Annotated in this window: 21 protein-coding genes and 7 tRNA genes; 3 read left to right on the top strand and 25 right to left on the bottom strand. The window is 54.3% G+C overall.

Annotated features, from left to right (window positions below; all coding sequences use genetic code 11):
- Position 1: 1 nt before the first annotated feature.
- The 3 genes from holA to leuS are packed head-to-tail and all read right to left on the bottom strand — an operon-like array spanning position 2 to position 4223.
- Entirely contained in the window at positions 2–1033 is a 1032-nt protein-coding gene (holA, locus tag OGV79_RS09100; protein WP_012133346.1) for a DNA polymerase III subunit delta, read from the bottom strand.
- Positions 1033–1626, bottom strand: coding sequence for an LPS assembly lipoprotein LptE (lptE, locus tag OGV79_RS09095; protein ID WP_024130546.1), 594 nt, complete (start codon positions 1624–1626; stop codon positions 1033–1035). Before lptE ends, holA begins: the two co-directional genes overlap by 1 nt.
- 14 nt (positions 1627–1640) lie before the next feature.
- On the bottom strand, positions 1641–4223 hold the full coding sequence (gene leuS, locus OGV79_RS09090) for a leucine--tRNA ligase (protein WP_024130545.1): 2583 nt from the start codon (positions 4221–4223) through the stop codon (positions 1641–1643).
- Between the two features lie 235 nt (positions 4224–4458).
- Between leuS and OGV79_RS09085 the strand changes: the two genes are divergently transcribed.
- Positions 4459–4941, top strand: a complete 483-nt coding sequence (locus OGV79_RS09085) for a zinc ribbon-containing protein (protein ID WP_012133343.1) — start codon at positions 4459–4461, stop codon at positions 4939–4941.
- A 93-nt stretch (positions 4942–5034) separates the two neighbouring features.
- Here the strand turns inward: OGV79_RS09085 and rihA are convergent, their stop codons facing one another.
- From rihA to miaB, 10 genes are all read right to left on the bottom strand, one after another.
- Positions 5035–5973, bottom strand: a complete 939-nt coding sequence (rihA, locus tag OGV79_RS09080) for a pyrimidine-specific ribonucleoside hydrolase RihA (RefSeq protein ID WP_286468258.1) — start codon at positions 5971–5973, stop codon at positions 5035–5037.
- Positions 5974–6089: 116 nt separating this feature from the next.
- Positions 6090–6815 carry a glutamate/aspartate ABC transporter ATP-binding protein GltL gene (gene gltL, locus OGV79_RS09075; RefSeq protein WP_012133341.1) on the bottom strand — a complete coding sequence of 242 codons (726 nt, stop codon included), beginning with the start codon at positions 6813–6815 and terminating at the stop codon, positions 6090–6092.
- Complete coding sequence (gene gltK, locus OGV79_RS09070; protein WP_012133340.1) at positions 6815–7489, bottom strand: glutamate/aspartate ABC transporter permease GltK; 675 nt, start codon at positions 7487–7489, stop codon at positions 6815–6817. Before gltK ends, gltL begins: the two co-directional genes overlap by 1 nt.
- On the bottom strand, positions 7489–8229 hold the full coding sequence (gltJ, locus tag OGV79_RS09065) for a glutamate/aspartate ABC transporter permease GltJ (protein ID WP_012133339.1): 741 nt from the start codon (positions 8227–8229) through the stop codon (positions 7489–7491). The genes gltK and gltJ overlap by 1 nt, the downstream gene beginning before the upstream one ends.
- Before the next feature lie 162 nt (positions 8230–8391).
- Complete coding sequence (locus OGV79_RS09060) at positions 8392–9300, bottom strand: amino acid ABC transporter substrate-binding protein (protein ID WP_047458175.1); 909 nt, start codon at positions 9298–9300, stop codon at positions 8392–8394.
- Positions 9301–9660: 360 nt separating this feature from the next.
- Entirely contained in the window at positions 9661–11199 is a 1539-nt protein-coding gene (gene lnt / locus OGV79_RS09055; protein WP_110494537.1) for an apolipoprotein N-acyltransferase, read from the bottom strand.
- A 24-nt stretch (positions 11200–11223) separates the two neighbouring features.
- Complete coding sequence (gene corC / locus OGV79_RS09050; RefSeq protein WP_024130542.1) at positions 11224–12102, bottom strand: CNNM family magnesium/cobalt transport protein CorC; 879 nt, start codon at positions 12100–12102, stop codon at positions 11224–11226.
- A gap of 84 nt (positions 12103–12186) precedes the next feature.
- A complete protein-coding gene (ybeY, locus tag OGV79_RS09045) occupies positions 12187–12654 on the bottom strand; it encodes an rRNA maturation RNase YbeY (RefSeq protein WP_012133335.1) in 468 nt (155 codons plus the stop codon).
- The gene (locus tag OGV79_RS09040; protein WP_286468257.1) at positions 12651–13697 is read right to left on the bottom strand and encodes a PhoH family protein; all 1047 of its coding nucleotides are present in this window, start codon (positions 13695–13697) and stop codon (positions 12651–12653) included. The genes ybeY and OGV79_RS09040 overlap by 4 nt, the downstream gene beginning before the upstream one ends.
- Positions 13698–13940: 243 nt before the next feature.
- Entirely contained in the window at positions 13941–15365 is a 1425-nt protein-coding gene (gene miaB / locus OGV79_RS09035) for a tRNA (N6-isopentenyl adenosine(37)-C2)-methylthiotransferase MiaB (protein ID WP_024130541.1), read from the bottom strand.
- 145 nt (positions 15366–15510) lie between these two features.
- Here miaB and ubiF point away from each other — a divergent pair, with 145 nt between their 5' ends.
- Positions 15511–16686: a 3-demethoxyubiquinol 3-hydroxylase gene (gene ubiF, locus OGV79_RS09030; RefSeq protein ID WP_115626482.1), complete on the top strand. Its 1176-nt coding sequence runs from the start codon at positions 15511–15513 to the stop codon at positions 16684–16686.
- A 98-nt stretch (positions 16687–16784) separates the two neighbouring features.
- Here ubiF and OGV79_RS09025 read toward each other — a convergent pair.
- The 12 genes from OGV79_RS09025 to nagB form a co-directional block, all read right to left on the bottom strand.
- Positions 16785–16859 (bottom strand) — tRNA-Gln (locus tag OGV79_RS09025).
- Positions 16860–16902: 43 nt separating this feature from the next.
- Positions 16903–16977 (bottom strand) — tRNA-Gln (locus OGV79_RS09020).
- A gap of 6 nt (positions 16978–16983) precedes the next feature.
- Positions 16984–17060, bottom strand: a tRNA-Met gene (locus tag OGV79_RS09015).
- Between the two features lie 16 nt (positions 17061–17076).
- Positions 17077–17151: transfer RNA gene (locus OGV79_RS09010), tRNA-Gln, on the bottom strand.
- A 36-nt stretch (positions 17152–17187) separates the two neighbouring features.
- Positions 17188–17262, bottom strand: a tRNA-Gln gene (locus OGV79_RS09005).
- A gap of 23 nt (positions 17263–17285) precedes the next feature.
- Positions 17286–17370, bottom strand: a tRNA-Leu gene (locus OGV79_RS09000).
- 8 nt (positions 17371–17378) lie between these two features.
- A tRNA-Met gene (locus OGV79_RS08995) sits at positions 17379–17455 on the bottom strand.
- Positions 17456–17677: 222 nt separating this feature from the next.
- Positions 17678–19342: an asparagine synthase B gene (asnB, locus tag OGV79_RS08990; protein ID WP_047458165.1), complete on the bottom strand. Its 1665-nt coding sequence runs from the start codon at positions 19340–19342 to the stop codon at positions 17678–17680.
- Positions 19343–19623: 281 nt separating this feature from the next.
- Positions 19624–20376 carry a ribonucleotide monophosphatase NagD gene (nagD, locus tag OGV79_RS08985; RefSeq protein ID WP_012133329.1) on the bottom strand — a complete coding sequence of 251 codons (753 nt, stop codon included), beginning with the start codon at positions 20374–20376 and terminating at the stop codon, positions 19624–19626.
- A gap of 46 nt (positions 20377–20422) precedes the next feature.
- A complete protein-coding gene (nagC, locus tag OGV79_RS08980) occupies positions 20423–21643 on the bottom strand; it encodes a DNA-binding transcriptional regulator NagC (RefSeq protein WP_058668765.1) in 1221 nt (406 codons plus the stop codon).
- An 8-nt stretch (positions 21644–21651) separates the two neighbouring features.
- Complete coding sequence (nagA, locus tag OGV79_RS08975) at positions 21652–22800, bottom strand: N-acetylglucosamine-6-phosphate deacetylase (RefSeq protein WP_104868924.1); 1149 nt, start codon at positions 22798–22800, stop codon at positions 21652–21654.
- 58 nt (positions 22801–22858) lie between these two features.
- Complete coding sequence (nagB, locus tag OGV79_RS08970; RefSeq protein WP_286468256.1) at positions 22859–23659, bottom strand: glucosamine-6-phosphate deaminase; 801 nt, start codon at positions 23657–23659, stop codon at positions 22859–22861.
- A 343-nt stretch (positions 23660–24002) separates the two neighbouring features.
- Here nagB and nagE point away from each other — a divergent pair, with 343 nt between their 5' ends.
- Positions 24003–25952, top strand: coding sequence for a PTS N-acetyl glucosamine transporter subunit IIABC (gene nagE, locus OGV79_RS08965; RefSeq protein WP_286468255.1), 1950 nt, complete (start codon positions 24003–24005; stop codon positions 25950–25952).
- Positions 25953–26027: the final 75 nt, after the last annotated feature.

Below are 26027 nucleotides of genomic sequence, written 5' to 3'. Positions count from 1 at the left end.
ATCAACCATCAATAAAAACATCTGCCAGCGCTTTGTGGCAGAGAAGGAGAGAAAGCCCCTCCAACTCAGCCCACACTGACTGTCCATAATCTTGTTTTAGCGTAATTTCCGTCCGCGTCAACAGTTGCACTGCCTGGCGAAGCTGGGTCTGCTGGAGCCGATTCAACGCATCGCCAATCATGCCGCGACGGTTTTGCCATACCCGATGTTTATCAAACAGCGTGCGCAGAGGCGTATGGGCGGATTGCCGTTTAAGGTTAACCAGCATCAGTAATTCGCGTTGCAGGGTGCGCAGCAGGATCACGGGCTCACTGCCCTCAAGGCGCAGTTGCTGCAAAATGTGCAGGGCGCGTTTGCTTTTGCCCATCAATAACGCATCCACCCAATGGTATGGCGTAAAGTGCGCCGCGTCGTTGACGGCCTGCTCTACGCGTGGAAGCGTGAGCTTACCGTCAGGCCAGAGGAGTGAAAGCCGCTCCAGCGCCTGCGCCAGCGCCAGCAGGTTGCCTTCGTAGCAATAACACAGCAGCTGATTTGCGGCGTCATCCAGCTGCAAATTATTCTGCTTTGCTCTGGCTGCAACCCAGCGCGGTAGCTGCGCCTGCTCCGGCGTCTGACAGCTTACCTGCACGCCAGTGCCCGCCAGCGAGGTATACCAGGCGGCGTTTTCCTGGGCTTTGGTGAGCTTGTTTCCGCGCACGATCAGCAGCAGGTCGTCATGCAGCAAACCGCTGAGCGTTGCGAGCTGTTCATTGATCGCCGCATTCGGGCCATTTTCCGGTAGCAACAACAGCAGCGTTTGACGGCTGGCAAACAGGCTCATTGCCTGACACTGTGAGAACAGAGTTCCCCAGTCGGTACTGGTGTCGATCGTAAAGGCGTGGTGTTCTTCGAACCCTTGCGCAGCGGCCGTCAGACGAATAGCGTCCTGGCTTTCCTGCAACAAGAGAGGGTCGTTGCCCAGGAGCAAATACGCCGCGCGCAGCCCTTCATTGAGCTGTGCGCGGAGTTGTTCAGGGTACAACCGGATCATCAGTTACCCAGCGTGGTGGACACGCGTGCCGGGGAAGATGCTGGCGTCGCCGTGGTGTTTTCAGCGGCGTCCGCGTTTTCCTGGGATGACTGAGCATCAGCGACATGGATACTCGGCAGCTTGCGAATCAACTGTTCGGCCGCTTTGTCATACATCTCTTTGATGATCATATCCTGTTCATTATCCTTCGCCAGCGCGGTTTGCGGGTTATCAAAGAATGAACGGTACACTTTCGTGCTGATCGGATAAATATCATGACCCGGGATCAGAACGCTTGCACTGACGCTCATGACCATCTGGTATTCCGCCGTACGGCCATCCTGGAACACGGAGGCGGTATCTTTAGAGATACTGGTCCGGCCAAGGCGCAGTGACGGAACATCCTGGCGCGTTGTATCTTTCTCAAGCAATTCAATATTGTTAAGACGCAGTTGGTTACGTACCGCCCGGCTTAATGGTCCATTCGGATCGCTTGTATCAAGAATCATAGTTTTCATCGTGCTGGGCACCTGCGTAGTGCTACGCAGGTGCCAGCCGCACCCGGCGGTGACCAGCACCGCCAGGGATAACAACAATGTTGTCAGATGTCGCACGCTTCCTCCCGCGCTTAGCCAACGACCAAATTGAGGAGTTTACCCGGAACGTAAATCACTTTACGCACGGTAACGCCATCAAGATATTTTGCGACCAAATGTTCCTGGCCAGCACGTTCACGAACCTGTTCTTCAGTGGCGTTCACCGGTACGGTGATTTTGCCACGGACTTTACCGTTCACCTGAACCACAACCAACGTAGAGTCTTCTACCATTGCTTTGTCGTCAGCGACCGGCCACGGCGCGTTATCGATATCGCCTTCGCCTTTCAGCGCTTCCCACAGCGTGAAGCAGGCATGTGGGGTGAACGGGTTGAGCATACGCACGACAGCCAGCAGCGCTTCCTGCATCAGGGCGCGATCCTGCTCGCCTTCCTGCGGCGCTTTCGCCAGTTTGTTCATCAGCTCCATAATCGCGGCAATCGCGGTGTTGAAGGTCTGACGGCGGCCGATATCATCGGTCACTTTCGCGATGGTTTTGTGGACGTCGCGACGCAGCGCTTTCTGATCTTCGCTCAGCGCATCAACGTTCAGTGCCGCAACCTCGCCTTTCGCGGTGTGCTCATAGACCAGTTTCCAGACGCGCTTCAGGAAGCGGTTTGCCCCTTCCACGCCAGATTCCTGCCATTCCAGCGTCATATCGGCCGGAGAAGCAAACATCATGAACAGACGCACGGTGTCCGCGCCGTAACGCTCAACCATTACCTGCGGGTCGATGCCGTTGTTTTTGGACTTGGACATCTTGCTCATGCCGGTGTACACCAGCTCATGACCCGCCGCGTCTTTCGCCTTAACGATGCGGCCTTTCTCGTCGCGCTCAACGATGGCATCAACCGGGGAGACCCAGTTACGCTCGCCGTTTTCGCCTACATAGTAGAATGCGTCTGCCAGCACCATACCCTGGCACAGCAGCTGTTTCGCCGGTTCGTCAGAGTTCACCATGCCCGCGTCGCGCATCAGCTTGTGGAAGAAGCGGAAGTAGAGCAGGTGCATGATCGCGTGTTCAATACCGCCGATGTAGATATCGACCGGCAGCCAGTAGTTTGCTGCTTCCGGGTCCAGCATCCCTTCGTTGTACTGCGGGCAGGTGTAGCGCGCGTAGTACCAGGAGGACTCCATAAAGGTGTCAAAGGTGTCGGTTTCACGCAGCGCAGGCTGACCGTTAACGGTGGTTTTCGCCCACTCAGGATCGGCTTTGATCGGGCTGGTGATGCCGTCCATGACGACGTCTTCCGGCAGGATGACCGGCAGTTGATCTTCCGGGGTCGGCAGAACGGTGCCGTCTTCCAGAGTCACCATCGGAATCGGCGCGCCCCAGTAACGCTGACGGGAAACGCCCCAGTCGCGCAGACGGTAGTTGACTTTTCGCTCGCCGACGCCTTTTGCCGCCAGTTTATCGGCAATCGCGTTGAAGGCGTCTTCAAAGCCCAGACCGTTAAATTCGCCGGAGTTAAACAGTACGCCTTTCTCGGTCAGTGCCTGCTCGGACAGATCCGGTTCAGAGCCGTCCGCCGCCAGGATAACCGGCTTGATGGTCAGGCCATATTTGGTGGCAAATTCATAGTCACGCTGATCGTGGCCCGGAACGGCCATGACCGCACCGGTACCGTATTCCATCAGCACGAAGTTGGCGGCCCATACCGGGATCGCTTCGCCGGTCAGCGGGTGAATGGCTTTAAAACCGGTGTCGACGCCTTTTTTCTCCATCGTCGCCATATCGGCTTCCGCCACTTTGGTGTTGCGGCATTCGTCGATAAAGGCAGCCAGTTCCGGGTTGTTGGCAGCCGCTTTCTGCGCCAGCGGGTGACCTGCGGCAACCGCCAGGTAAGTGGCGCCCATGAATGTGTCTGGACGCGTGGTGTACACCGTCAGCGTATTGTCGTAGCCGTTCACGTCAAAGGTGATCTCGACGCCTTCAGAACGGCCGATCCAGTTGCGCTGCATGGTTTTAACGGTGTCTGGCCAGTGATCCAGTTTATCCAGATCGTTCAGCAGTTCGTCGGCGTAGGCGGTGATCTTAATGAACCACTGCGGGATCTCTTTACGCTCAACTTTGGTGTCGCAGCGCCAGCAGCAGCCGTCGATAACCTGCTCGTTCGCCAGTACGGTCTGGTCGTTCGGGCACCAGTTCACCGCAGAGGTCTTTTTGTACACCAGGCCTTTTTTATACAGTTCGGTGAAGAATTTTTGCTCCCAGCGGTAGTATTCCGGGGTGCAGGTCGCCAGCTCGCGGCTCCAGTCATAGCCGAAACCCAGCATTTTGAGCTGGTTTTTCATGTAGGCGATGTTGTCATAGGTCCACGGCGCTGGCGCCGTGTTGTTTTTCACCGCCGCGCCTTCAGCAGGCAGACCGAATGCATCCCAGCCGATGGGCTGTAGAACGTTTTTACCCAGCATGCGCTGGTAGCGGGCAATCACATCACCGATGGTGTAGTTACGCACATGGCCCATGTGTAGTCGACCAGAAGGATAGGGAAGCATCGACAGGCAGTAATACTTCTCTTTGCTCTCGTCTTCGGTTACTTCAAAGGTGCGCTTCTCGTCCCAGTGTTGCTGGACTTTTGATTCTATCTCTTCCGGGCGGTATTGCTCTTGCATGGCAGCCAGTGGTCCTGTTTTCATTACGGCTACAAACGTAGCGTTAGATGTGGTGTTTCAGATCCGCATAGCATAGCCCAAACGCCCGCGCCAAAACAGCCTTTCGCGCATTCTGCATTGAATTCCCGCCATGCTAATCCTTGCATGAATTTACACAGTCTGTGGGCGGTCTTGCAAAGCGCGGCGTAAATAACGTCTATTATTATAGACAGTTAACGACCCAGGAGGCGAAGCGATGAACAAGGTTGCTCAATATTACCGTGAACTGGTGACGTCATTAAGCGAACGCCTGCGTAATGGCGAACGCGATATTGACGCGCTGGTGGAACAGGCGCGTCAGAGCGTAATGAAAGCAGGGGAGTTAACGCGAATCGAGGTGGACGAACTGACGCGCGCCGTCAGACGCGACCTGGAAGAGTTCGCCATGAGCTACGAGGAGAGCCAGGAAGAGGAGAGCGACAGCGTCTTTATGCGGGTGATTAAAGAGAGCCTCTGGCAGGAGCTGGCGGACATCACCGACAAAACGCAACTGGAGTGGCGCGAAGTGTTCCAGGATCTCAATCACCACGGGGTCTACCACAGCGGCGAGGTGGTCGGCTTGGGCAACCTTGTGTGCGAGAAGTGTCATTACCATTTAGCGGTGTATACGCCGGATGTACTGCCGCTGTGCCCGAAATGCGGCCACGACCAGTTCCAGCGCAGACCGTTTGAGCCGTAATCGGCAGTGCCGGATGGCGACGCGAAGCGTCTTATCCGGCCTACAAATTGTACGCTGATGTAGGCCGGATAAGCGTTAGCGCCATCCGGCTGGTTATGATGCGTAGAACGCCAGCCTCTCCGCCAGCAAATCCACAAAGCCCTGCCGGTCGATATCGACCATCACCGTCGCATTCGGTTTATTGCCCGTCAGGAAGTAATAATCCACGACCGTCATTCCCTGGGTGTATTTCCCCTGAGTCTCCACGCCGACCCAACGTTCAACGGTGGTGAAAAGCTCGGGTTTTAGCAGCCAGGCGATGGTGCAAGGGTCATGCAACGGCGCGCCGATAAAGCCCCACTTTTCGTCTTTGTGATATTCGAGGAAGAAATCTAGCAGCTCCGCCACGATCGTGGAAACAGGATTGCCCGTCGCCCGGAAACGCTCGGTATCTTCAGCATGAATCTGCGCTTTGTGCGTTACGTCCAGCCCGGCCATCACTACGGGAATCCCTGACTGGAAGACAATCTCTGCCGCTTCGGGGTCGACGTAAATATTGAATTCTGCCGCTGGCGTCCAGTTACCTAATCCCATCGTGCCGCCCATGATCACAATACGGGCGATTTTACGGTGCAATTCTGGATAGCTGTTCAGCAACAAGGCGACGTTGGTTTGCGGCCCGGTGGCGACGATGGTTACCGGTTCCGGGCTTTCGCGCAGGGTTTTCGCCATCAGCTCAACGGCGGTGCAGGTCTGCGGCGCAAATGACGGCTCCGGTAGCGCCGGGCCGTCCAGTCCGCTTTCGCCGTGTACGTTATCGGCGATGATCAGATCGCGCATCAGCGGTTTTATCGCGCCGCCCGCGACAGGAATATCGGTACGCCCCAGTAGCGTCAGCATACGCAATACGTTACGCAGCGTTTTGTCAGGCGTCTGGTTACCGGCGGAAGAGGTGATCGCTTTCACATCCAGTTCAGGCGATGCGAGGGCGAGAACAATTGCGATAGCGTCGTCATGACCTGGATCGCAATCAAAAAGGACTGGAAGTGCCATTGTTGCTCCTTGTAAGTGGTACTTTGTGACAAGGGTAACGCCGGGATGAGTGCGATTCGAGATATGAAGAGATAAAGCGTGATATGGCGCGCACTCTGTCGTGCGCGCCGGGAGGATTAATGCAGGATTTTCGCCAGGAAGTCTTTGGCGCGGTCCGATTTCGGGTTGGCGAAGAACTCCTCTTTCGGTGAGTCTTCGACAATTTTCCCCTCGTCCATAAAGATCACCCGATTGGCCACCTTACGGGCAAAGCCCATTTCGTGGGTGACGACCATCATGGTCATCCCTTCGTTTGCCAGCTCGACCATAACGTCCAGCACTTCGTTGATCATTTCAGGATCGAGTGCGGATGTCGGTTCATCAAACAGCATAGCGATAGGGTCCATGCACAGCGCGCGCGCGATTGCCACACGCTGTTGCTGCCCGCCGGAAAGCTGCGCCGGGAACTTATTGGCATGGGCCGAAAGTCCTACGCGCTCAAGCAACTTCTGCGCTTTTTCACGGGCGGGCGCTTTGCCGCGTTTGAGCACTTTCACCTGCGCCAGCGTCAGGTTTTCAATGATCGACAGATGCGGGAACAGTTCAAAGTGCTGGAACACCATTCCGACCCGCGAGCGGAGCTTCGCCAGATCCGTTTTTTTGTCATTCACTTTGGTGCCGTCAACGGTGATTTCACCCTGTTGCACCGGTTCCAGTCCGTTCACCGTTTTGATCAGGGTCGATTTACCGGAACCCGACGGGCCGCAGACTACCACCACTTCACCTTTTTTCACTTCCGTGGAGCAGTCGGTCAGCACCTGAAAGTGACCATACCATTTAGAAACATTTTTCAGGGTAATCATTAAACTGTCCTTTTCTTCAAATAGCTGACCAACAACGACGCGCTCAGGCTGATAACAAAGTAGACGGCACCGGCAAACAGGATCATTTCGACCTGCGTACCATCACGCTCGCCAATGGTGGTGGCGGTGCGGAAGAAATCCGCGAGGCTTAACACGTAAACCAGGGAGGTATCCTGGAACAGTACGATACCCTGGGTAAGCAGCAGCGGCACCATTGCACGGAACGCCTGCGGCAGGATGATGAGCTTCATCGACTGCCAGTGGGTCATCCCCAGCGCCAGCGCAGCGCTGGACTGCCCGCGTGAAATGCTCTGAATACCCGCACGGATAATCTCCGAGTAATACGCCGCTTCAAACATGGAAAACGCGACCATCGCTGAAATCAGGCGAATATCCGTTTTGGGCGAAATACCCAGTACGTCCTGCAACAGCCCCGGCACAATCAGGTAGAACCATAGCAGCACCATCACCAGCGGGATGGAGCGGAAAACGTTGACGTAAGCTTTCGCAAACCAGGCGACAGGGGCGAAACTTGAGAGACGCATTACCGCCAGAATGGTGCCCCAGAGAATCCCGATCACCACGGCGGTGACGGTAATTTTCAGGGTGATCACCAGCCCGGCCAGCAAGTACGGCATGGAAGGAACGATCGAACTCCAGTCAAACTCGTACATTATTTGCCTCCCATATTGCCAGGCAGGCGGACTTTACGTTCCACCAGATTCATCACCAGCATAATGACGGCATTAATCAGCACGTAGGCCAGCGTAATTGCGGTGAATGACTCCCAGGCGTGGGCGGAGTAATCCAGCAGCTTGCCCGCCTGCGCCGCCATATCCACCAGACCAATGGTCGATGCGATGGCGGAGTTTTTCACCAGGTTCATCATTTCCGAGGTCATCGGCGGGACAATCACCCGATAGGCGTTCGGTAGCAGAACATAGCGATAAGCCTGAGGTAGCGTCAGCCCCATCGCCAGCGCAGCGTTTTTCTGCCCGCGAGGCAGCGACTGAATCGCGGCGCGTACCTGCTCGCAGACGCGCGCAGCGGTAAACAGCCCCAGGCAGATCATTGATGAGAGGAAAAATTGAATGTTCGGGTCCAGTTCCGCCTTGAACCACATGCCGATATTTTCCGGCAACAGCTCAGGCACGACCAGATACCAGGTAAAGAACTGAACAATCAGCGGGACGTTACGAAACAGTTCCACGTAAAGCGTCCCCATTCCTGAGAGGAAGCGGTTAGGTACAGTACGTAAAATGCCGAATAACGAGCCGACGAGGAAAGCAATAATCCAGGCGGTGATGGATAACGCGACGGTGACCTGGAAGCCGCTCCAGAGCCAGCCGAGATACGTGGTGTTGCCGAACGGGGCTTGTTGTAAAAAAATCCCCCAGTTCCAGTCTATTGACATAAATCTACTCCAGAAAAAAAAGGGTAGCAGCGCTACCCTCGAAGATTGTTATCCAGCGTTTTGCGGTTTTCAGGCCTGATGGGGAACGACCATCAGGCTTATAGTCTGTCCGTGCTGAATGACAATCGAGAGGGCAAGGAGATCCCGCCCCATTTATTTTAGTTAGTTAAGTGCTTTGTCATTCGGTTCTTTGAACAGCGCCTTCATCTCGTCGGACAGTTCGAAATTCATGTTCAGGTTTTTCGGCGGGATTGGGTTTTTAAACCACTTATCAAACCATTTTTCCGCTTCGCCTGAGGTCTGCACCTGGGCAATCGTGTCATCTACCAGCGTTTTAAACTCAGGATCGTTTTTACGCAGCATACAGCCGTAGGCTTCCTGAGATTGCGGCTTACCGACGATCTCCCAGTTGTCTGGTTTTTTGGCTTTCGCACGTTCACCCGCCAGCAGGGCATCATCCATCATAAAGGCGACGGCGCGACCGCTTTCCAGCGTACGGAAGGAGTCGCCGTGATCTTTCGCACTGATAATGCGCATATTCATTTTTTGTTCTTCATTCAGCTTGTGCAGCAGAATTTCAGAGGTGGTACCGGAGGTGACCACGACCGCTTTCCCTTTCAGGTCCGGGAAGTCTTTAATATCGCCGTCTTTTTTCGCCAGCAGACGCGTACCGACGATGAAAATGGTGTCAGAGAACGCAGCTTGTTTCTGGCGTTCGACGTTGTTGGTGGTGGAGCCACATTCAAAGTCGAAGGTTCCGTTCTGCAACAGCGGAATACGGTTCTGGGAGGTAATTGGGATCAACTTCACCTGCAGGTCAGGTTTGTTAAGCTTTTTCTTCACGGCTTCAACGATGGCGTTGGAGTAGTCCTGTGAATAACCGACCACTTTTTGCTGGTTGTCGTAGTAAGAGAACGGCACGGAGGACTCGCGGTGGCCGACGACGATAATGCCATTCTTCGCGATTTTATCCAGCGTACTGCCCGCCGCTGGCGCGGCGTCTTCCGCGTGTGCCAGACCGGCAGACATTCCCATGACCAGCATTGCTGTGGCTAGCTTACGTAATTGCATATCCAACTCCTTTATCGTCTGCGCCATCGACGCATTGATACCCATTGTGAGTGTTTGTGTTGTTATCGTCTGCAACTTGAGCGTGCAGTGTTATGCGTGTTTGTTAACATTTAGTTTGGCTTAATGTAAAGATTTTGCTGCTTTATTGTTTATTTTTGCGAAGTGCGCCGCACCGTTTAGAGGCAAAAATCTTTCATTGCACTGTTTGGGTGCTACCGATGATCGATATTGGTGCGACCAGGTTGCACATATAGCCAAAACAAGGTTTACCTTGTTTAACAAAGCAATAGGCGTGCCAGAATGGAGGGATATAGCCAGGCCGGATAAGACGCATCGCGTCTTATCCGGTAATAAGGGAGATTATTTACGACGCTGACGCAGGCTCATCACCACGGCGCCAAAGCCCATCAGCGCGGTGAGCAACCATAACGGCCAGTTGCCGGTACGGGCATAAGGCGTTAAACCACGGGTTGGCGTAACGTGGGTGGTCAACACGTCGCGGGTAAACTGCGGGATCATCGCCTGAATTTCACCTTGCGGGCCAATGACTGCCGTAATGCCGTTGTTGGTGCTGCGCAACAGCGGGCGCGCCAGCTCCAGAGAACGCATTCTCGCCATCTGGAAGTGCTGCCACGGGCCGATAGATTTTCCGAACCAGGCGTCGTTAGAGATGGTCAGCAGATAGTCAGTGTCCGGGCGGAAATTGTCCCGAACCTGTTCACCCAGAATGATTTCGTAGCAAATCGCCGCCGTCAGTTTAAAGCCATGCGCATGCAGCTGTGGCTGTATGTACGGCCCACGGCTGAATGAGGACATCGGCAGGTCAAAGAACGGCGCTAACGGGCGCAGAATCGACTCCAGCGGCACGAACTCGCCAAACGGCACCAGGTGGTTTTTGTTGTAGCGATTGCTGGAATCGTAGCTGTACGGGCTGTCTTTACCCAGCGTGATAATCGTGTTGTAGGTGTCGTAGCGGTTCTGCTTGTTCAGACGCGCATCGACGATGCCGGTAATCAACGTGCTGTTTTTGGATTTCAGCAGATCGTCCATCATGCCGAGAAAACGCTGCTGATTAATCTCCAGATCGGGAATGGCGGACTCCGGCCAGATAATCAGTTGCGATTTACCCATTTCCGGTTGGGTGGCGTCGAGATAGATTTTCAGCGTATTGATAAGCTGACTCTCATCCCACTTCAGCGATTGGGGAATGTCGCCCTGAACCAGCGAGACCTGCGTGGTTTTTTCCGGCTCCAGCGTATACCACTGGATGTAACGCAGCGGGAAGGGCAGGGCAAATAACACCAGCGCGGCGACCAGAGGACGCCAGTTGCGGGTAACTGCCGCCAGCACCAGCAGGCCGCTGACCATCATCAGCAGGAAGTTGATGGCCTCAACGCCCATCACCGGCGCCAGCCCTTTTAGCGGGCCGTCAATCTGGCTATAGCCGAACTGTAGCCACGGGAAGCCGGTCAGTACCCAGCCACGCAGAAACTCGGTGATTTGCCAGACTACGGGGGCGGCGATCGCCACGCGCAGCCAGGTGGTTTTCGGCCACAGACGCGACAGAATACCGGCAAACAGGCCCGTGTAGAGGGAAAGGTATGCGGCAAGCAGCACCACAAGGAAGACGTTTATCGGGCCGGGCATACCACCGAACTGCGCGATACTGACGTAGACCCAGTTGATGCCGGAGCCAAAGAGTCCCAGCCCCCAGAAGTAGCCGATAGCAGCCGACTGGAGCGGGCGGCGGTGTAAGGTTAACGCCTGTAGGCCCATAAGCGAGATAAGCGCGGCGGGCCAGACGTCATACGGAGAAAAAGCCAGCGTTCCGCAGGCGCCGAATAATAACGCCAGCAGCAGGCGAATGCGCTGGCGTTCAATCAGTGAGGCAAATGCCATTTAGTCTTTAGTCCACTTTTGGTTTTATTCGTCCAGTTTAGGCTGGGGCGAGTCATCCGGTATTCTGACATGAACCTGAATAATACGACGGCTGTCGGCCATAGCGACTTTGAACTGGTAACCATCAATGTCAATGGTCTCACCGCGCGCAGGCAGATGACCGAACGCCTGCATCACCAGACCGCCAATGGTATCGACCTCTTCATCGCTGAAGCTGGTGCCGAAGGCTTCGTTGAAGTCTTCAATCGGTGCGAGAGCGCGAATGGTCCAGGTGTGGCGACTGAGCTGACGGAAGTCGATATCATCTTCTTCATCATACTCGTCTTCAATTTCACCCACGATCAGTTCGAGAATGTCTTCAATGGTCACCAGACCCGACACCCCGCCAAACTCGTCGATAACGATCGCCATATGGTAACGCTGGGAACGGAACTCTTTGAGCATGCGGTCAACGCGCTTACTCTCCGGGACAACAACGGCCTGGCGTAACACTTTTTCCATGCTGAAGGCTTCGGCATCGCTGCGCATAAACGGCAGCAGATCCTTCGCCATCAGAATCCCTTCAATGTGATCTTTGTCTTCGCTGATGACCGGGAAACGCGAGTGTGCTGACTCAATGATGACATCAAGGCACTCATCCAGCGTCTGGTTGCGTTTCAGGGTAATCATCTGGGAGCGGGGGATCATGATGTCGCGAACGCGCTGGTCCGCAATGTCCATCACCCCTTCGAGCATATCGCGCGTATCTTCATCGATAAGGTCGTTCTGCCCGGAATCACGGATCAGCGCCAGCAGTTCGTCACGGTTTTTGGGTTCACCGTGGAAAAGTTGGCTCAGTAACAGGGAAAAAAATCCCTTTTTGCTGTTTAACGTGTCACTACTGTGTGAATTGTCGTCGCTCATGGCGTCGTATGGGTTCTCATGTTGGTTAATAGGTCGCTCGTCATGCATATACTTAACGGCTGACGGCATGTTTGTTCATCGTACTTAGTCTTTCTCGGAAATGTACGGGTCCTCATAGCCCAGAGCAAGCATAATCTCTGTTTCGAGGGCTTCCATCTCTTCCGCTTCATCATCTTCGATATGGTCGTAGCCCAGCAAATGCAGGCTGCCGTGCACGACCATATGCGCCCAGTGGGCCTCCAGCGGCTTATCTTGTTCTTTCGCTTCTTGCTCCACTACCTGGCGGCAGATGATCAGATCGCCCAGCAGCGGCATCTCCATACCTGGCGGCGCTTCAAACGGGAAAGAGAGCACGTTGGTTGGCTTATCTTTCCCGCGGTAGGTCAGGTTAAGATCGTGGCTTTCGGCTTCATCCACCAGGCGAATCGTCACTTCTGATTCTTCCTGAAACTGTGGGATCACCGCATTCAGCCACGTCTGAAACTGGCTCTCTTCCGGCAGGCCGGAATGGTCTTCACATGCCAGTTGTAAATCGAGGATCACCTGACTCATTTTTGTTCCTGCTCCTGCGCTTCACGCTTACGTTCTGCCGCCAGCGCTGCCTTGCGTTTTTGCTCCGCTTCTTCCCAGGCTTCATAGGCGTTAACGATACGGGCAACCACCGGATGGCGCACCACGTCTTCGCTGTGGAAGAAGTTAAAGCTGATCTCTTCGACTTCCGCCAGCACCTCTATCGCATGGCGCAGGCCAGACTTCGTGTTGCGCGGCAGGTCAATCTGCGTGACGTCGCCGGTAATAACCGCTTTCGAATTAAAGCCGATACGCGTCAGGAACATCTTCATCTGTTCGATGGTGGTGTTCTGGCTCTCATCGAGAATAATAAAGGCGTCGTTCAGCGTACGACCGCGCATATAGGCCAGCGGCGCGACTTCAATGACGTTGCGCTCAATCAGCTTTTCTACTTTCTCGAAGCCGAGCATCTCAAACAGCGCGTCGTACAGCGGGCGAAGATACGGGTCGACCTTCTGGCTCAGGTCGCCTGGCAGAAAGCCCAGTTTTTCCCCGGCTTCCACCGCCGGACGGGTCAGCAGAATACGACGAATTTCCTGACGCTCAAGAGCGTCCACGGCAGCGGCAACGGCGAGGTAAGTTTTCCCCGTACCGGCAGGGCCAACGCCGAAAGTAATGTCGTGATCAAGAATGTTGGCGATGTACTGCGCCTGATTCGGCGTGCGCGGCTTAATCACGCCACGCTTGGTTTTAATATTTATCGCCTTGCCATAGTCAGGAACGCTCTCCGCGCTTTGTTCCAGCACGCGCGCTTCTTTAATCGCAAGGTGGATTTGTTCCGGCTCGATGTCCTGAATCTGACCGCGCATCGGGGCGGTATCGACGTACAGGCTGCGCAGGATATCTGCCGCGGCGGTGACGCAAATCGGGCGACCGGTCAGCTTAAAGTGATTGTCACGACGGTTGATCTCGATGCCGAGACGGCGTTCCAGTTGTTTGATGTTGTCGTCAAACGGGCCGCAAAGGCTCAACAGACGGGCGTTGTCTGCGGGCTCAAGGGTAATTTCGCGAGTGTCTATGTTCAAACTGTTCCTCTTATGCCTGAGTTGCCGGAAAATGAAAATTCACCGGCAGATAAGGAAATTATTCACGCCACAGGATAAAGGCGCAAGCATTGCAATGAAGATGGGGGCGTAGGGGGGAATTACAAGGCCTGTCTGTTATTTGCCGGATGGCGGCACAAGTGCCTTATCCGGCCTACGAACCATATTGTGCCGTAGGCCCGATAAGTGCAGCGCCATCGGGCATTTTTTCGCTTTTCAGCAGGATTAAGGCTGGTAAAAACCGACGCCAATCTCGTTTTCTTTACGGGTGCGGGCAATGACTGACTCCGGCGTTTCAGCCACGCGCAGCCCCATCTCATCTTCGGTGCGTACAACCTTGCCGCGCAGAGAGTTGGTGTAGACATCGGTGATTTCCACATCCACAAACTTACCGATCATCTCCGGGGTGCCTTCAAAGTTCACCACGCGGTTATTTTCGGTACGGCCTGACAGTTCCATAATGCTCTTACGCGAGGTGCCTTCCACCAGAATACGCTGGACGGTGCCGAGCATCCGACGGCTCCAGGCCATCGCCTGCTGGTTAATACGCTCCTGTAGAATATACAGACGCTGCTTTTTCTCTTCTTCCGGCACATCGTCAACCATATCGGCCGCCGGTGTTCCCGGACGCGCCGAGAAAATAAAGCTGTAGCTCATGTCGAAATTGACGTCGGCAATCAGCTTCATGGTCTGTTCGAAGTCCTGAGTCGTTTCGCCAGGGAAGCCAACGATGAAGTCCGAGCTAATTTGAATATCCGGGCGCGCCGCGCGCAGTTTACGGATGATCGCTTTGTACTCCAGCGCCGTGTGGGTACGCCCCATCAGGTTCAGTACGCGATCCGCGCCGCTCTGTACCGGCAGGTGCAGGAAGCTCACCAGTTCCGGCGTATCACGGTAAACTTCGATGATGTCGTCGGTGAACTCGATCGGGTGGCTGGTGGTGAAGCGGATGCGATCGATCCCGTCAATGGCGGCAACCAGACGCAGCAGGTCGGCAAAGGAGCCGGTGGTGCCGTCGTAGTTTTCACCGCGCCAGGCGTTAACGTTCTGACCGAGCAGGTTGACTTCACGCACGCCCTGAGCAGCAAGCTGGGCGATCTCAAACAGGATGTCGTCAGACGGACGGCTGACCTCTTCACCACGGGTATACGGCACCACACAGTACGTGCAGTATTTATTACACCCTTCCATGATGGAGACAAACGCGGTCGGGCCTTCCGCACGCGGTTCCGGCAGGCGGTCGAACTTCTCGATTTCCGGGAAGCTGATGTCCACCACCGGGCTGCGGTCGCCACGAACGGAGTTGATCATTTCCGGTAAGCGGTGCAGCGTTTGCGGGCCAAAAATAATATCGACATAGTGCGCACGCTGACGGATGTGGTCGCCTTCCTGGGAGGCCACGCAACCGCCGACGCCGATAATCAGATCCGGGTTCTTCTCTTTTAAGAGTTTCCAGCGGCCTAATTGATGGAAGACTTTTTCCTGAGCCTTCTCGCGGATTGAGCAGGTATTCAGCAGCAGCACATCCGCTTCTTCCGCGACCTCGGTCAGTTGATACCCGTGGGTAGCATCCAGCAGATCGGCCATCTTCGATGAATCGTACTCGTTCATCTGACAGCCCCAGGTTTTAATATGGAGTTTTTTGGTCATCGACTTGCTCTTGCGAAATAGTGGCTGAATTGCAGGGCGCATAGTGTAATGCTTTGGCGCGGTTGTGACCAGTATGACGCTTATCAGCCCTTAGAGGTAAAAAATCCTGTAAACTTGTCTTATCAACGTAACAGGATGAGTGACCATGACAAATCAACCAACGGAAATTGCCATTGTTGGCGGGGGGATGGTCGGTGGCGCGCTGGCGCTGGGACTGGCGCAGCATGGATTTACCGTCACGGTGATTGAACATGCTGAGCCTGCGCCGTTTGTGGCCGACAGCCAGCCTGATGTGCGTATTTCAGCGATCAGCGCGGCGTCGGTGTCGCTGCTTAAAGGCCTGGGCGTCTGGGATGCGGTGCAGGGGATGCGCAGCCATCCGTACCGTCGTCTGGAGACCTGGGAGTGGGAAAACGCCCATGTGGTGTTTGACGCCGCCGAGCTTAAGTTACCGCTGCTTGGCTATATGGTTGAGAATATCGTGCTGCAACAGGCGCTGTGGCAGGCGCTGGACGTGCACCCGAAAGTGACGCTGCGCGCGCCTGCTTCACTGATTGCGTTGCATCGCCACAATGATCGACATGAGCTGGAGCTGGCGGATGGCGAGCGTCTTACCGCAAAACTGGTGATCGGCGCTGACGGTGCGAATTCGCAGGTACGACAGCTGGCGGGGATTGGCATTCATGCCTGGCAGTATGCTCAGTCCTGTATGCTGATTACCGTACAGTGTGAGAGCGATCCCGGTGACAGCACCTGGCAGCAATTTACGCCAGACGGCCCACGGGCCTTTTTACCGTTGTTCGACAACTGGGCATCGCTGGTGTGGTATGACTCACCGGCGCGTATTCGCCAGTTGCAGAACCTGAGTATGCCGCAGTTGCAGGTGGAAATTATGCAACATTTTCCGTCGCGTCTGGGGGCGGTCACACCGGTTGCGGCAGGTGCTTTTCCGCTGACGCGCCGCCATGCGTTGCAATACGTACAGCCTGGTCTGGCGCTGGTGGGGGATGCGGCGCATACCATTCATCCATTAGCCGGGCAGGGGGTAAACCTGGGGTATCGTGATGTGGATGCACTGCTGGATGTGTTGATCAGCGCCCGCAGTCATGGCGAAGTCTGGGCCAGTCACCAGGTGCTGAAACGCTATCAGACGCGCCGCATGGCGGATAACTTCATTATGCAAAGCGGAATGGATCTGTTCTATGCCGGTTTCAGCAATAATCTTCAGCCGCTGCGCATTATGCGTAATATTGGATTGATGGCGGCAGAGCGCGCAGGCGTGTTGAAACGTCAGGCTCTGAAGTATGCGTTAGGGTTGTAGGATGTTCTGTGCCTGATAGCGTTGCGCTTATCAGGCCTACACCGCCCGGAGTGCCGGGCAGAAAAGCAAAAAGCTCGCCGAAGCGAGCTTTTTTAATGTGGCTGGGGTACGAGGATTCGAACCTCGGAATGCCGGAATCAGAATCCGGTGCCTTACCGCTTGGCGATACCCCAATGGTTGGGTTTTTGCGTTCGTCATCCGAACGTCTTTCAAATTTGGCTGGGGTACGAGGATTCGAACCTCGGAATGCCGGAATCAGAATCCGGTGCCTTACCGCTTGGCGATACCCCAAGAATTTGGTGGCTACGACGGGATTCGAACCTGTGACCCCATCATTATGAGTGATGTGCTCTAACCAACTGAGCTACGTAGCCAGATTGTTTTCTTCGATGGCTGGGGTACCTGGATTCGAACCAGGGAATGCCGGTATCAAAAACCGGTGCCTTACCGCTTGGCGATACCCCAATGACCGTCGCGGCAATCCGCAAACTCGAAGAAATATGGCTGGGGTACCTGGATTCGAACCAGGGAATGCCGGTATCAAAAACCGGTGCCTTACCGCTTGGCGATACCCCATCCGTGCAACGCGTACTGGTGAATGGTGCGGGAGGCGAGACTTGAACTCGCACACCTTGCGGCGCCAGAACCTAAATCTGGTGCGTCTACCAATTTCGCCACTCCCGCAAAAAAGATGGTGGCTACGACGGGATTCGAACCTGTGACCCCATCATTATGAGTGATGTGCTCTAACCAACTGAGCTACGTAGCCATCTTTTTTCGCGTTACCTTATCGGCGTTGCGGGGCGCATTATGCGTATTGAGCCTTGAAGCGTCAACCTCTTTTTCATTGAAAATGGCCGGAATGTGACTGTTTGGTTAGGTTGCGAACAGCGTGACGCAATATTCGGCAATTATTGGTTATTAATCGTTTTTTGCGGTGAAAAAACGGCGTAAAAAAAGAGTCCCGCAGGACTCTTTTTAACACGATAACTTATTTATAAGCGGACTGGTGTACGCCGACGGCGCGGCCTGATGGATCGTCCATCGTTTTGAACGCCTCATCCCATTCGATGGCCTTCGCAGAAGAACAGGCGACGGACGGGCCGCCTGGCACACATTCTGCCGCGCTGGGTACCGGGAACAGCTCTTCGAAGATTTCACGGTACAGGTACGCTTCTTTAGAAGATGGCGTGTTGTACGGGAAACGGAAGCGGGCGGTTTCCAGTTGCTGGTCGGAAATTTGCTCCGCCGCGACCTCTTTCAGCGTGTCGATCCAGCTGTAGCCGACGCCGTCAGAGAACTGCTCTTTTTGACGCCATGCCACGCTTGCGGGCAGGTAGGATTCAAAACATTCACGCAGGATATGTTTCTCCATTTTGCCGTTGCCGCACATTTTGTCTTCCGGGTTGATGCGCATCGCCACATCGAGGAATTTCTTATCCAGGAACGGGACGCGGGCTTCGACGCCCCAGGCAGACATCGCTTTGTTGGCGCGAGCACAGTCAAACATATGCAGCGCCTGTAGTTTACGTACGGTCTCTTCGTGCAGTTCTTTGGCGTTTGGCGCTTTATGGAAGTAGAGGTAGCCGCCAAACACTTCATCGGAACCTTCGCCGGACAGCACCATTTTGATTCCCATCGCTTTGATTTTACGCGACATTAAATACATCGGTGTCGAGGCGCGAATGGTGGTGACATCGTAAGTTTCGATGTGGTAAATCACGTCGCGAATCGCATCCAGACCTTCCTGCACGGTGAAGTGAATTTCGTGATGCACGGTGCCGAGATGGTTTGCCACTTCCTGCGCGGCTTTCAGATCCGGGGAGCCTTCCAGACCGACAGCAAAGGAGTGCAACTGAGGCCACCAGGCTTCCGAACGTTCCTGATCTTCCACGCGGCGTGCGGCGAATTTCTTGGTGATGGCGGAAATAATGGAGGAGTCCAGGCCGCCCGAGAGCAATACGCCGTATGGCACGTCTGACATCAGGTGGCTTTTGACGGACTCTTCCAGCGCCTGGCGCAGCACGTTTTTGTCCGTTTCGTTGTCTTTTACTGCGTCGAACTCGAACCAGTCGCGCTGGTAGTACTGACGAATCTCACCGTCTTTGCTCCACAGGTAGCTGCCTGCCGGGAACTCTTTAATCGTGCGGCAGACCGGCACCAGCGCCTTCATTTCAGAGGCGACATAAAAGTTGCCGTGTTCGTCATGACCCATATAAAGCGGGATGATCCCGATGTGGTCGCGACCAATCAGCCAGGCATCCTGTTCGCTGTCGTACAGCGCAAAGGCGAACATACCCTGTAAGTCGTCGAGAAATTCCACCCCTTTTTCCTGGTACAGCGCGAGGATCACTTCACAGTCAGACCCGGTCTGGAACTGATAGCGGTCGCCATATTCCGCGCGTAATGCCTGGTGGTTATAAATTTCACCGTTAACGGCCAGCACATGTGTTTTCTTTTCGTTGTACAGCGGCTGCGCACCGGCGTTGACGTCGACAATAGACAGACGCTCGTGTGCCAGAATCGCGTTATCGCAGGCGTAAATACCGGACCAGTCAGGGCCGCGATGGCGCATCAAACGTGACAGCTCAAGGGCTTTTTTACGCAGCTCAACCGCGTCTGTTTTGATATCGAATACGCCAAAAATAGAACACATAACCTTCTCCATTAACCCGTTGCGTGGTGCTTTTTTGTGTTTGCTTGTTTATGAAAATGCCGCAAAGCCGCAGGGTTCGCAAGAGATTTGGCGTGATGAAAGCAAAAAATGCAATGGCAGTTGTTGAATGATGAAAAAAGATTACGTAATGAGCGTGTTTATTGATGAATCGATAATTTTATGGCGATTTTATTAAACGATGTTTTTTATCAGGCCTACGATTCGAACAGAACAATATTGTAGGCCTGATAAGCGCAGCGCCATCAGGCAGGGGGATGTTTTCAGATAACGTCGATTTCGGCGACGGAAGGATAAATCCAGCTTGGTCTGAACGGCATGTCGTCGATATCGTTGAGCGTTGAGACGCCAGAGAGCACCAGAATGGTTTCCAGACCGGCCTGGAATCCTGCCAGAATATCGGTGCGCAGATTGTCGCCGACGATAACGGTCTCTTCCGAGTGCGCCTGCATTTTGTTTAACGCGGCGCGGATAATCCACGGGCTGGGTTTACCGACGTAAAAAGGCTTACGACCAGAGATTTTTTCAATACCTGCACAGAGCGCGCCGCAGGCCGGATAGAAACCACGACCGTGGGTATCGGGGTTGGTGGCGATGAAACGGGCGCCGTTGGCGACGAAGAAGGCCGCTTTATGCATCATGTCCCAGTTATAGGAACGGGTCTCACCGACAATCACAAAATCGGGATTGACGTCAGTAATGGTAAAACCTGCTTTATACAATTCGTGAATTAGTGCGCCTTCACCGACCACATAGGCTTTCTTGCCTTCCTGACGACGCAGGAAATCGGCGGTGGCCATCGCGGAAGTATAAAAAACGCTGTCCGGTACGTTAACCCCTGCGGTAGCAAAGCGGTTCGCCAGATCCTGGCCGGTCTGTGAAGGGTAATTGGTCAGCAGCACCAGCGGCAGACCTTTTTCCATTACATCCGTCAGAAATTCTGCCGCACCGGGTACGGCAACATTGTCGTGCATCAGCACGCCGTCAATATCACAAATTACATTCTTGATGGTCATGAACTACCCAAAGGATTTAGTCATAATGCGCCACTATAAAAGCTCATTAATTTTCCAGCAAATGTTGCAACAAAATGCCGTTGAGCATGGCGCGTTTCACCAGCGCAAATGCGCCGATGGCGGAGCGGTGATCCAGCGTGGAACGGACAACCGGCAAATTTTTGCGAAACGCTTTCAGCGCCTGTGTGTTGATACAGCTTTCAATCGCCGGCAGCAGCACTTTATCCGCTTCGGTAATTTCACCGGCAATCACGATTTTTTGCGGATTAAACAGGTTGATAGCGATAGCGATGGTTTTGCCCAGATGACGACCAACGTGTTCAATCACCTCTGCCGCTAAGCTGTCACCTTTATTGGCTGCCTTGCAGATGGTTTTAATCGTGCAGTCGTCCAGCGTAACGCGACTTTGGTAGCCCTGCTTGAGTAAGTGCTGTACGCGTTGTTCAATGGCCGCGTTGGCGGCGATGGTTTCCAGACAGCCAAAATTGCCGCAGTGACAGCGCTCGCCCAGCGGCTCGACCTGAATATGGCCGATCTCTCCGACGTTGCCGTTGCGACCAATAAAAATGCGGCCATTTGAGATAATCCCGGCGCCAGTCCCCCGGTGTACGCGCACCAGAATGGAATCTTCGCAATCCTGGCTTGCACCGAAATAGTGCTCGGCCAGCGCCAGACTGCGGATATCGTGACCGACAAAACAGGTTACGTGAAAACGTTTTTCCAGCGCTTCAACTAATCCCCAGTTTTCAACCTGAATATGCGGCATATAGCGGATCACGCCGCTTTCGGGATCGACAAGACCCGGCAGGATCACGGAAATCGCGATTAACTCACGAAGTTTACGCTGATTACTGTCGATGAATGTGGTGATGGCATTGAGCAGGGCATGTTCCAGCGTCTCCTGAGTGCGCTCTGGCAATGGATAGTGCTCTTCAGCCAGCACTTTACTGCTCAGGTCAAACAGGGTAATGGTTGCGTCATGACGACCCAACCGCACGCCAATCGCATGGAAATTACGGGTTTCGGTAACGATGGAGATGGCGCGGCGGCCTCCGGTGGAGGCCTGCTGATCAACTTCTTTGATCAGGCCGCGTTCAATGAGTTGACGCGTAATTTTGGTTACGCTGGCGGGAGCAAGCTGGCTTTGCTCGGCAATCTGAATACGCGAGATTGGCCCGTGCTGGTCAATCAGGCGGTAAACGGCCGCGCTGTTAAGCTGTTTTACGAGATCAACATTACCTATTTGAGCTTGTCCGCCTGGTGTCATACTTTCTCTTACTCAGTAACGACCTCGTTACCATTAACGATGGTCTTGATGATTTTAAAGTCGTGGGTGAAGGCGGTCAGGTTCGCAACTTTACCCGGCGCGAGGCTGCCGAGCTGCTTATCGACGCCAATCGCGCGCGCAGGGTAGAGCGTCGCCATACGCAGCACTTCATCCAGCGCAATACCGCAATGTTCAACCAGATTACGCACGCCTTCGATCATGGTTAATGATGATCCGCTCAGCGTACCGTTCTCATCCACACACAGTCCATTACGGTAGTATATTGTTTTACCAGCAAAAATGAACTGTTCAATGTTTGCACCCGCCGGGGCGGTTGCATCGGTCACCAGGCAAAGTTTGTCACCTTTCAGACGTTTAGCGTTACGAATGTTGACGTAATCAACATGCAGACCATCCGCGATGATGCCGCAATAAATATCGGCATCGTCAAGAATGGCGCCCGCCAGACCCGGTTCACGGCCCGTAATATACGGCATCGCGTTGAACAGGTGGGTGGCAAAGGTGATCCCTGCGCGGAAACCGGCTTTCGCCTCTTTTAACGTCGCATTGGAGTGACCGGCTGAAACCACAATGCCCGCCGCCGTCAGTTTGGCGATCACTTCCGCCGGCACCATTTCCGGCGCCAGCGTGACTTTGGTGATCACATCGGCATTATCGCACAGGAAGTCCACCAGCGCAGCGTCAGGTTGGCGGACAAAACTCGGATTATGGGTGCCTTTTTTGACCAGATTCAGCCACGGACCTTCAAGATGAAGACCTAATGCCTGATTCGGGTATTTCGCCAGGTATTCACGCATGACGCGAATGCCCTGTTTCATCAGATCGTCGCTGGTGGTAATCAGCGTCGGCAGGTAGCTGGTGCAGCCTGATTTCTCATTGGCTTTCTGCATGATTTCCAGCGTTTCGACAGTCACCGCGTCAGCGGTATCGTTGAACTGGACGCCGCCACAGCCGTTTAATTGCACATCAATAAAACCGGGGGAGAGAATGGCCCCATTCAACGCGCGTTGTTCTATCTCTGGCGGCAGTTCCGCCATTGGACAGATGCGATCAATCAGGCCATTGGCGACAACAATCGCATGGTCATCAAGAATTTCGTGACCGGTAAAAATCCGGCCCTGGGTTAAAGCATACATTCCGACCCCCGATTTCAAAAAATGCCGCCCTGCGTCTGCGTGCAGGGCGGAGATAACATTACAGACCTTTAATATTTTCGGCTTCTAACTCGTTGAAATATTTCAGTGTCTTAACTTTCAGTTCCATAGTGGAAGGTTCGTCGCACACCACGACTGCTCTCGGATGCAGTTGCAGACAGCTAATGGTCCACATGTGGTTGACGTTGCCTTCGACGGCCGCCTGTAGCGCCTGCGCTTTCTGATGGCCCAGCACCAGGATCATCACTTCTTCTGCGTCCAGCAGCGTACCCACGCCTACGGTCAGCGCATATTTCGGCACCTGATTGACGTCGCCGTCAAAGAAGCGGGAGTTTGCCACGCGCGTGTCATGGGTCAGCGTTTTGATACGCGTACGGGAAGCCAGGGAAGAAGCCGGTTCGTTAAACGCGATATGGCCGTCGTTGCCTACGCCGCCCATAAACAGGTGAATTTTACCGTAAGAACGGATTTTTTCTTCATAATTACGGCATTCCGCATCGATATCCGGCGCGTTACCGTTGAGCAGGTTAATATTTTCTGCTGGAATATCAACGTGATCGAAGAAATTGCGATGCATGAAGCTGTGGTAGCTTTCCGGGTGTTCTTTCGGAAGGCCAACATATTCGTCCATGTTGAACGTCACCACATGCTTAAAGCTGACCTGGCCCGCTTTGTGCATTTCGACTAATGCTTTATACGCCGTCAGCGGCGTGCCGCCGGTCGGCAGGCCCAGGACAAACGGGCGATCGGCGGTAGGTTTGAAGGCGTTAATACGGTTAACGATATGGCGAGCAGCCCATTTGCCGACCTGTTCAGCGGACGTCAGGGGGATCAGTCTCATTCTTCACCTCAAAAGTAAAAGTAATAAATTGGCGGATTGAGCATCTGTACGTTAGTAAGCGTAACCTGGATTCGTATGGACAGGCGCCAATCCGTGTTGATTTTTTGAATGATAAAATAAGTTTTCGCAGTTAGCCAGTATAAGGGAGGGTGAATAACGATATTTGGTGATTCAAATCACAAAAAACACGCGTTTAATTTGCGATACGAATTAATTTTTCACACACTCTGAGCGTAGATGAATAATTCATACCGTTGTTGCCAAACATCACGCTTTAACGATTTGTCGCACAATAAAAAAATGGCTTCCAGAAGCCTAATCGGGGTCTCGTAGGGGGAATAAGATGAATATTTTAGGTTTTTTCCAGCGACTGGGTAGGGCGTTACAGCTCCCTATCGCAGTGCTGCCGGTGGCGGCACTGTTGCTGCGATTCGGTCAACCAGATTTACTGAATGTCGCCTTTATCGCGCAGGCGGGCGGGGCGATCTTCGATAACCTCGCACTGATCTTCGCCATCGGTGTGGCATCCAGCTGGTCTAAGGACAGCGCGGGTGCAGCAGCGCTGGCGGGTGCGGTCGGGTACTTCGTCCTGACCAAAGCGATGGTGACGATTAACCCGGAAATCAACATGGGCGTCCTGGCGGGTATCATTACCGGTCTGGTGGGCGGCGCCGTTTATAACCGTTGGTCCGGTATCAAACTTCCTGATTTCCTGAGCTTCTTTGGCGGCAAACGTTTTGTGCCGATCGCCACGGGCTTCTTCTGTCTGGTGCTGGCGGCGATTTTCGGTTACGTCTGGCCTCCGGTTCAGCACGCTATTCATGCGGGCGGTGAATGGATTGTCGGCGCGGGCGCGCTGGGCTCCGGTATCTTCGGTTTCATCAACCGTCTGTTGATCCCGACAGGTCTGCATCAGGTGCTGAACACCATCGCCTGGTTCCAGATTGGCGAGTTCACTAACACGGCAGGTACGGTATTCCACGGCGACATCAACCGCTTCTACGCGGGTGACGGCACGGCGGGGATGTTCATGTCCGGCTTCTTCCCGATCATGATGTTCGGTCTGCCGGGTGCGGCGCTGGCGATGTACTTCGCTGCGCCGAAAGCGCGTCGTCCAATGGTTGGCGGTATGTTGCTGTCCGTTGCGATCACCGCGTTCCTGACCGGTGTTACTGAGCCGCTGGAATTCCTGTTCATGTTCCTGGCGCCGTTGCTGTACCTCCTGCACGCAATATTGACCGGTATCAGCCTGTTCATCGCGACGCTGCTGGGTATTCATGCGGGCTTCTCCTTCTCCGCAGGCGCAATTGACTACGTGTTGATGTATAGCCTGCCTGCGGCCAGCAAAAACGTCTGGATGCTGCTGGTGATGGGCGCGGTCTTCTTCGTCATCTACTTCCTGCTGTTCAGTGCGGTAATTCGCGTGTTCAACCTGAAAACGCCAGGTCGTGAAGATAAAGACGACGATATCGTGACTGACGAAGCGAACAGCAACACTGAAGAAGGTATGACCCAACTGGCGACCAACTACATTGCTGCGGTTGGCGGTACGGATAACCTGAAAGCGATCGATGCCTGCATCACCCGTCTGCGTCTGACCGTTGCCGATGCGGCTCGCGTGAGCGATGCGATGTGTAAACGTCTTGGTGCGTCCGGCGTGGTGAAACTGAACAAACAGACCATCCAGGTTATCGTCGGCGCGAAAGCGGAATCTATCGGCGACGAAATGAAGAAAGTGGTGGCGCGTGGCCCGGTTGCGGCAGCGTCTGCTGACAGCGCGCCAGTGACTGCGGCGCCGGCGGCAAAACCGCAGGCGGTTCCTAATGCGGTGACTATCGCGACGCTGGTTTCTCCAGTCACGGGTGACGTGGTTGCGCTGGAACAGGTTCCTGACGAAGCGTTCGCCAGCAAAGCGGTTGGCGACGGCGTGGCGGTGAAACCAACGGATAAAACCGTTGTTTCCCCGGCGGCAGGCACCATTGTGAAAATCTTCAACACCAATCATGCGTTCTGCCTGGAAACTGAAAAAGGCGCGGAAATCGTTGTCCACATGGGGATCGATACCGTTGCGCTGAACGGTCAGGGCTTCAAACGCCTGGTGGAAGAGGGTACCGAAGTGGTTGCCGGTCAGCCGATCCTGGAAATGGATCTGGAGTTCCTGAACGCCAATGCGCGCTCGATGATTAGCCCGGTGGTTTGCAGCAACATCGACGACTTCAGCGGTCTGGTGATTAAAGCTGAAGGTCAGGTGGTTGCAGGTCAAACGCCACTGTATGAGATTAAAGGCAAATAATCGCTCCTGAGTAGAGTTTGTGCCTGAGCGGCGGGGGGAAACCTCCGCCGCTTTTTTTGCAGCCTGTAGGCCGGA

The organism is Citrobacter sp. CK185, assembly GCF_030333565.1.
GTDB classification, from domain to species: Bacteria; Pseudomonadota; Gammaproteobacteria; order Enterobacterales; family Enterobacteriaceae; genus Citrobacter_B; species Citrobacter_B koseri.
This window is presented reverse-complemented; position numbering and strand designations above follow the sequence as displayed.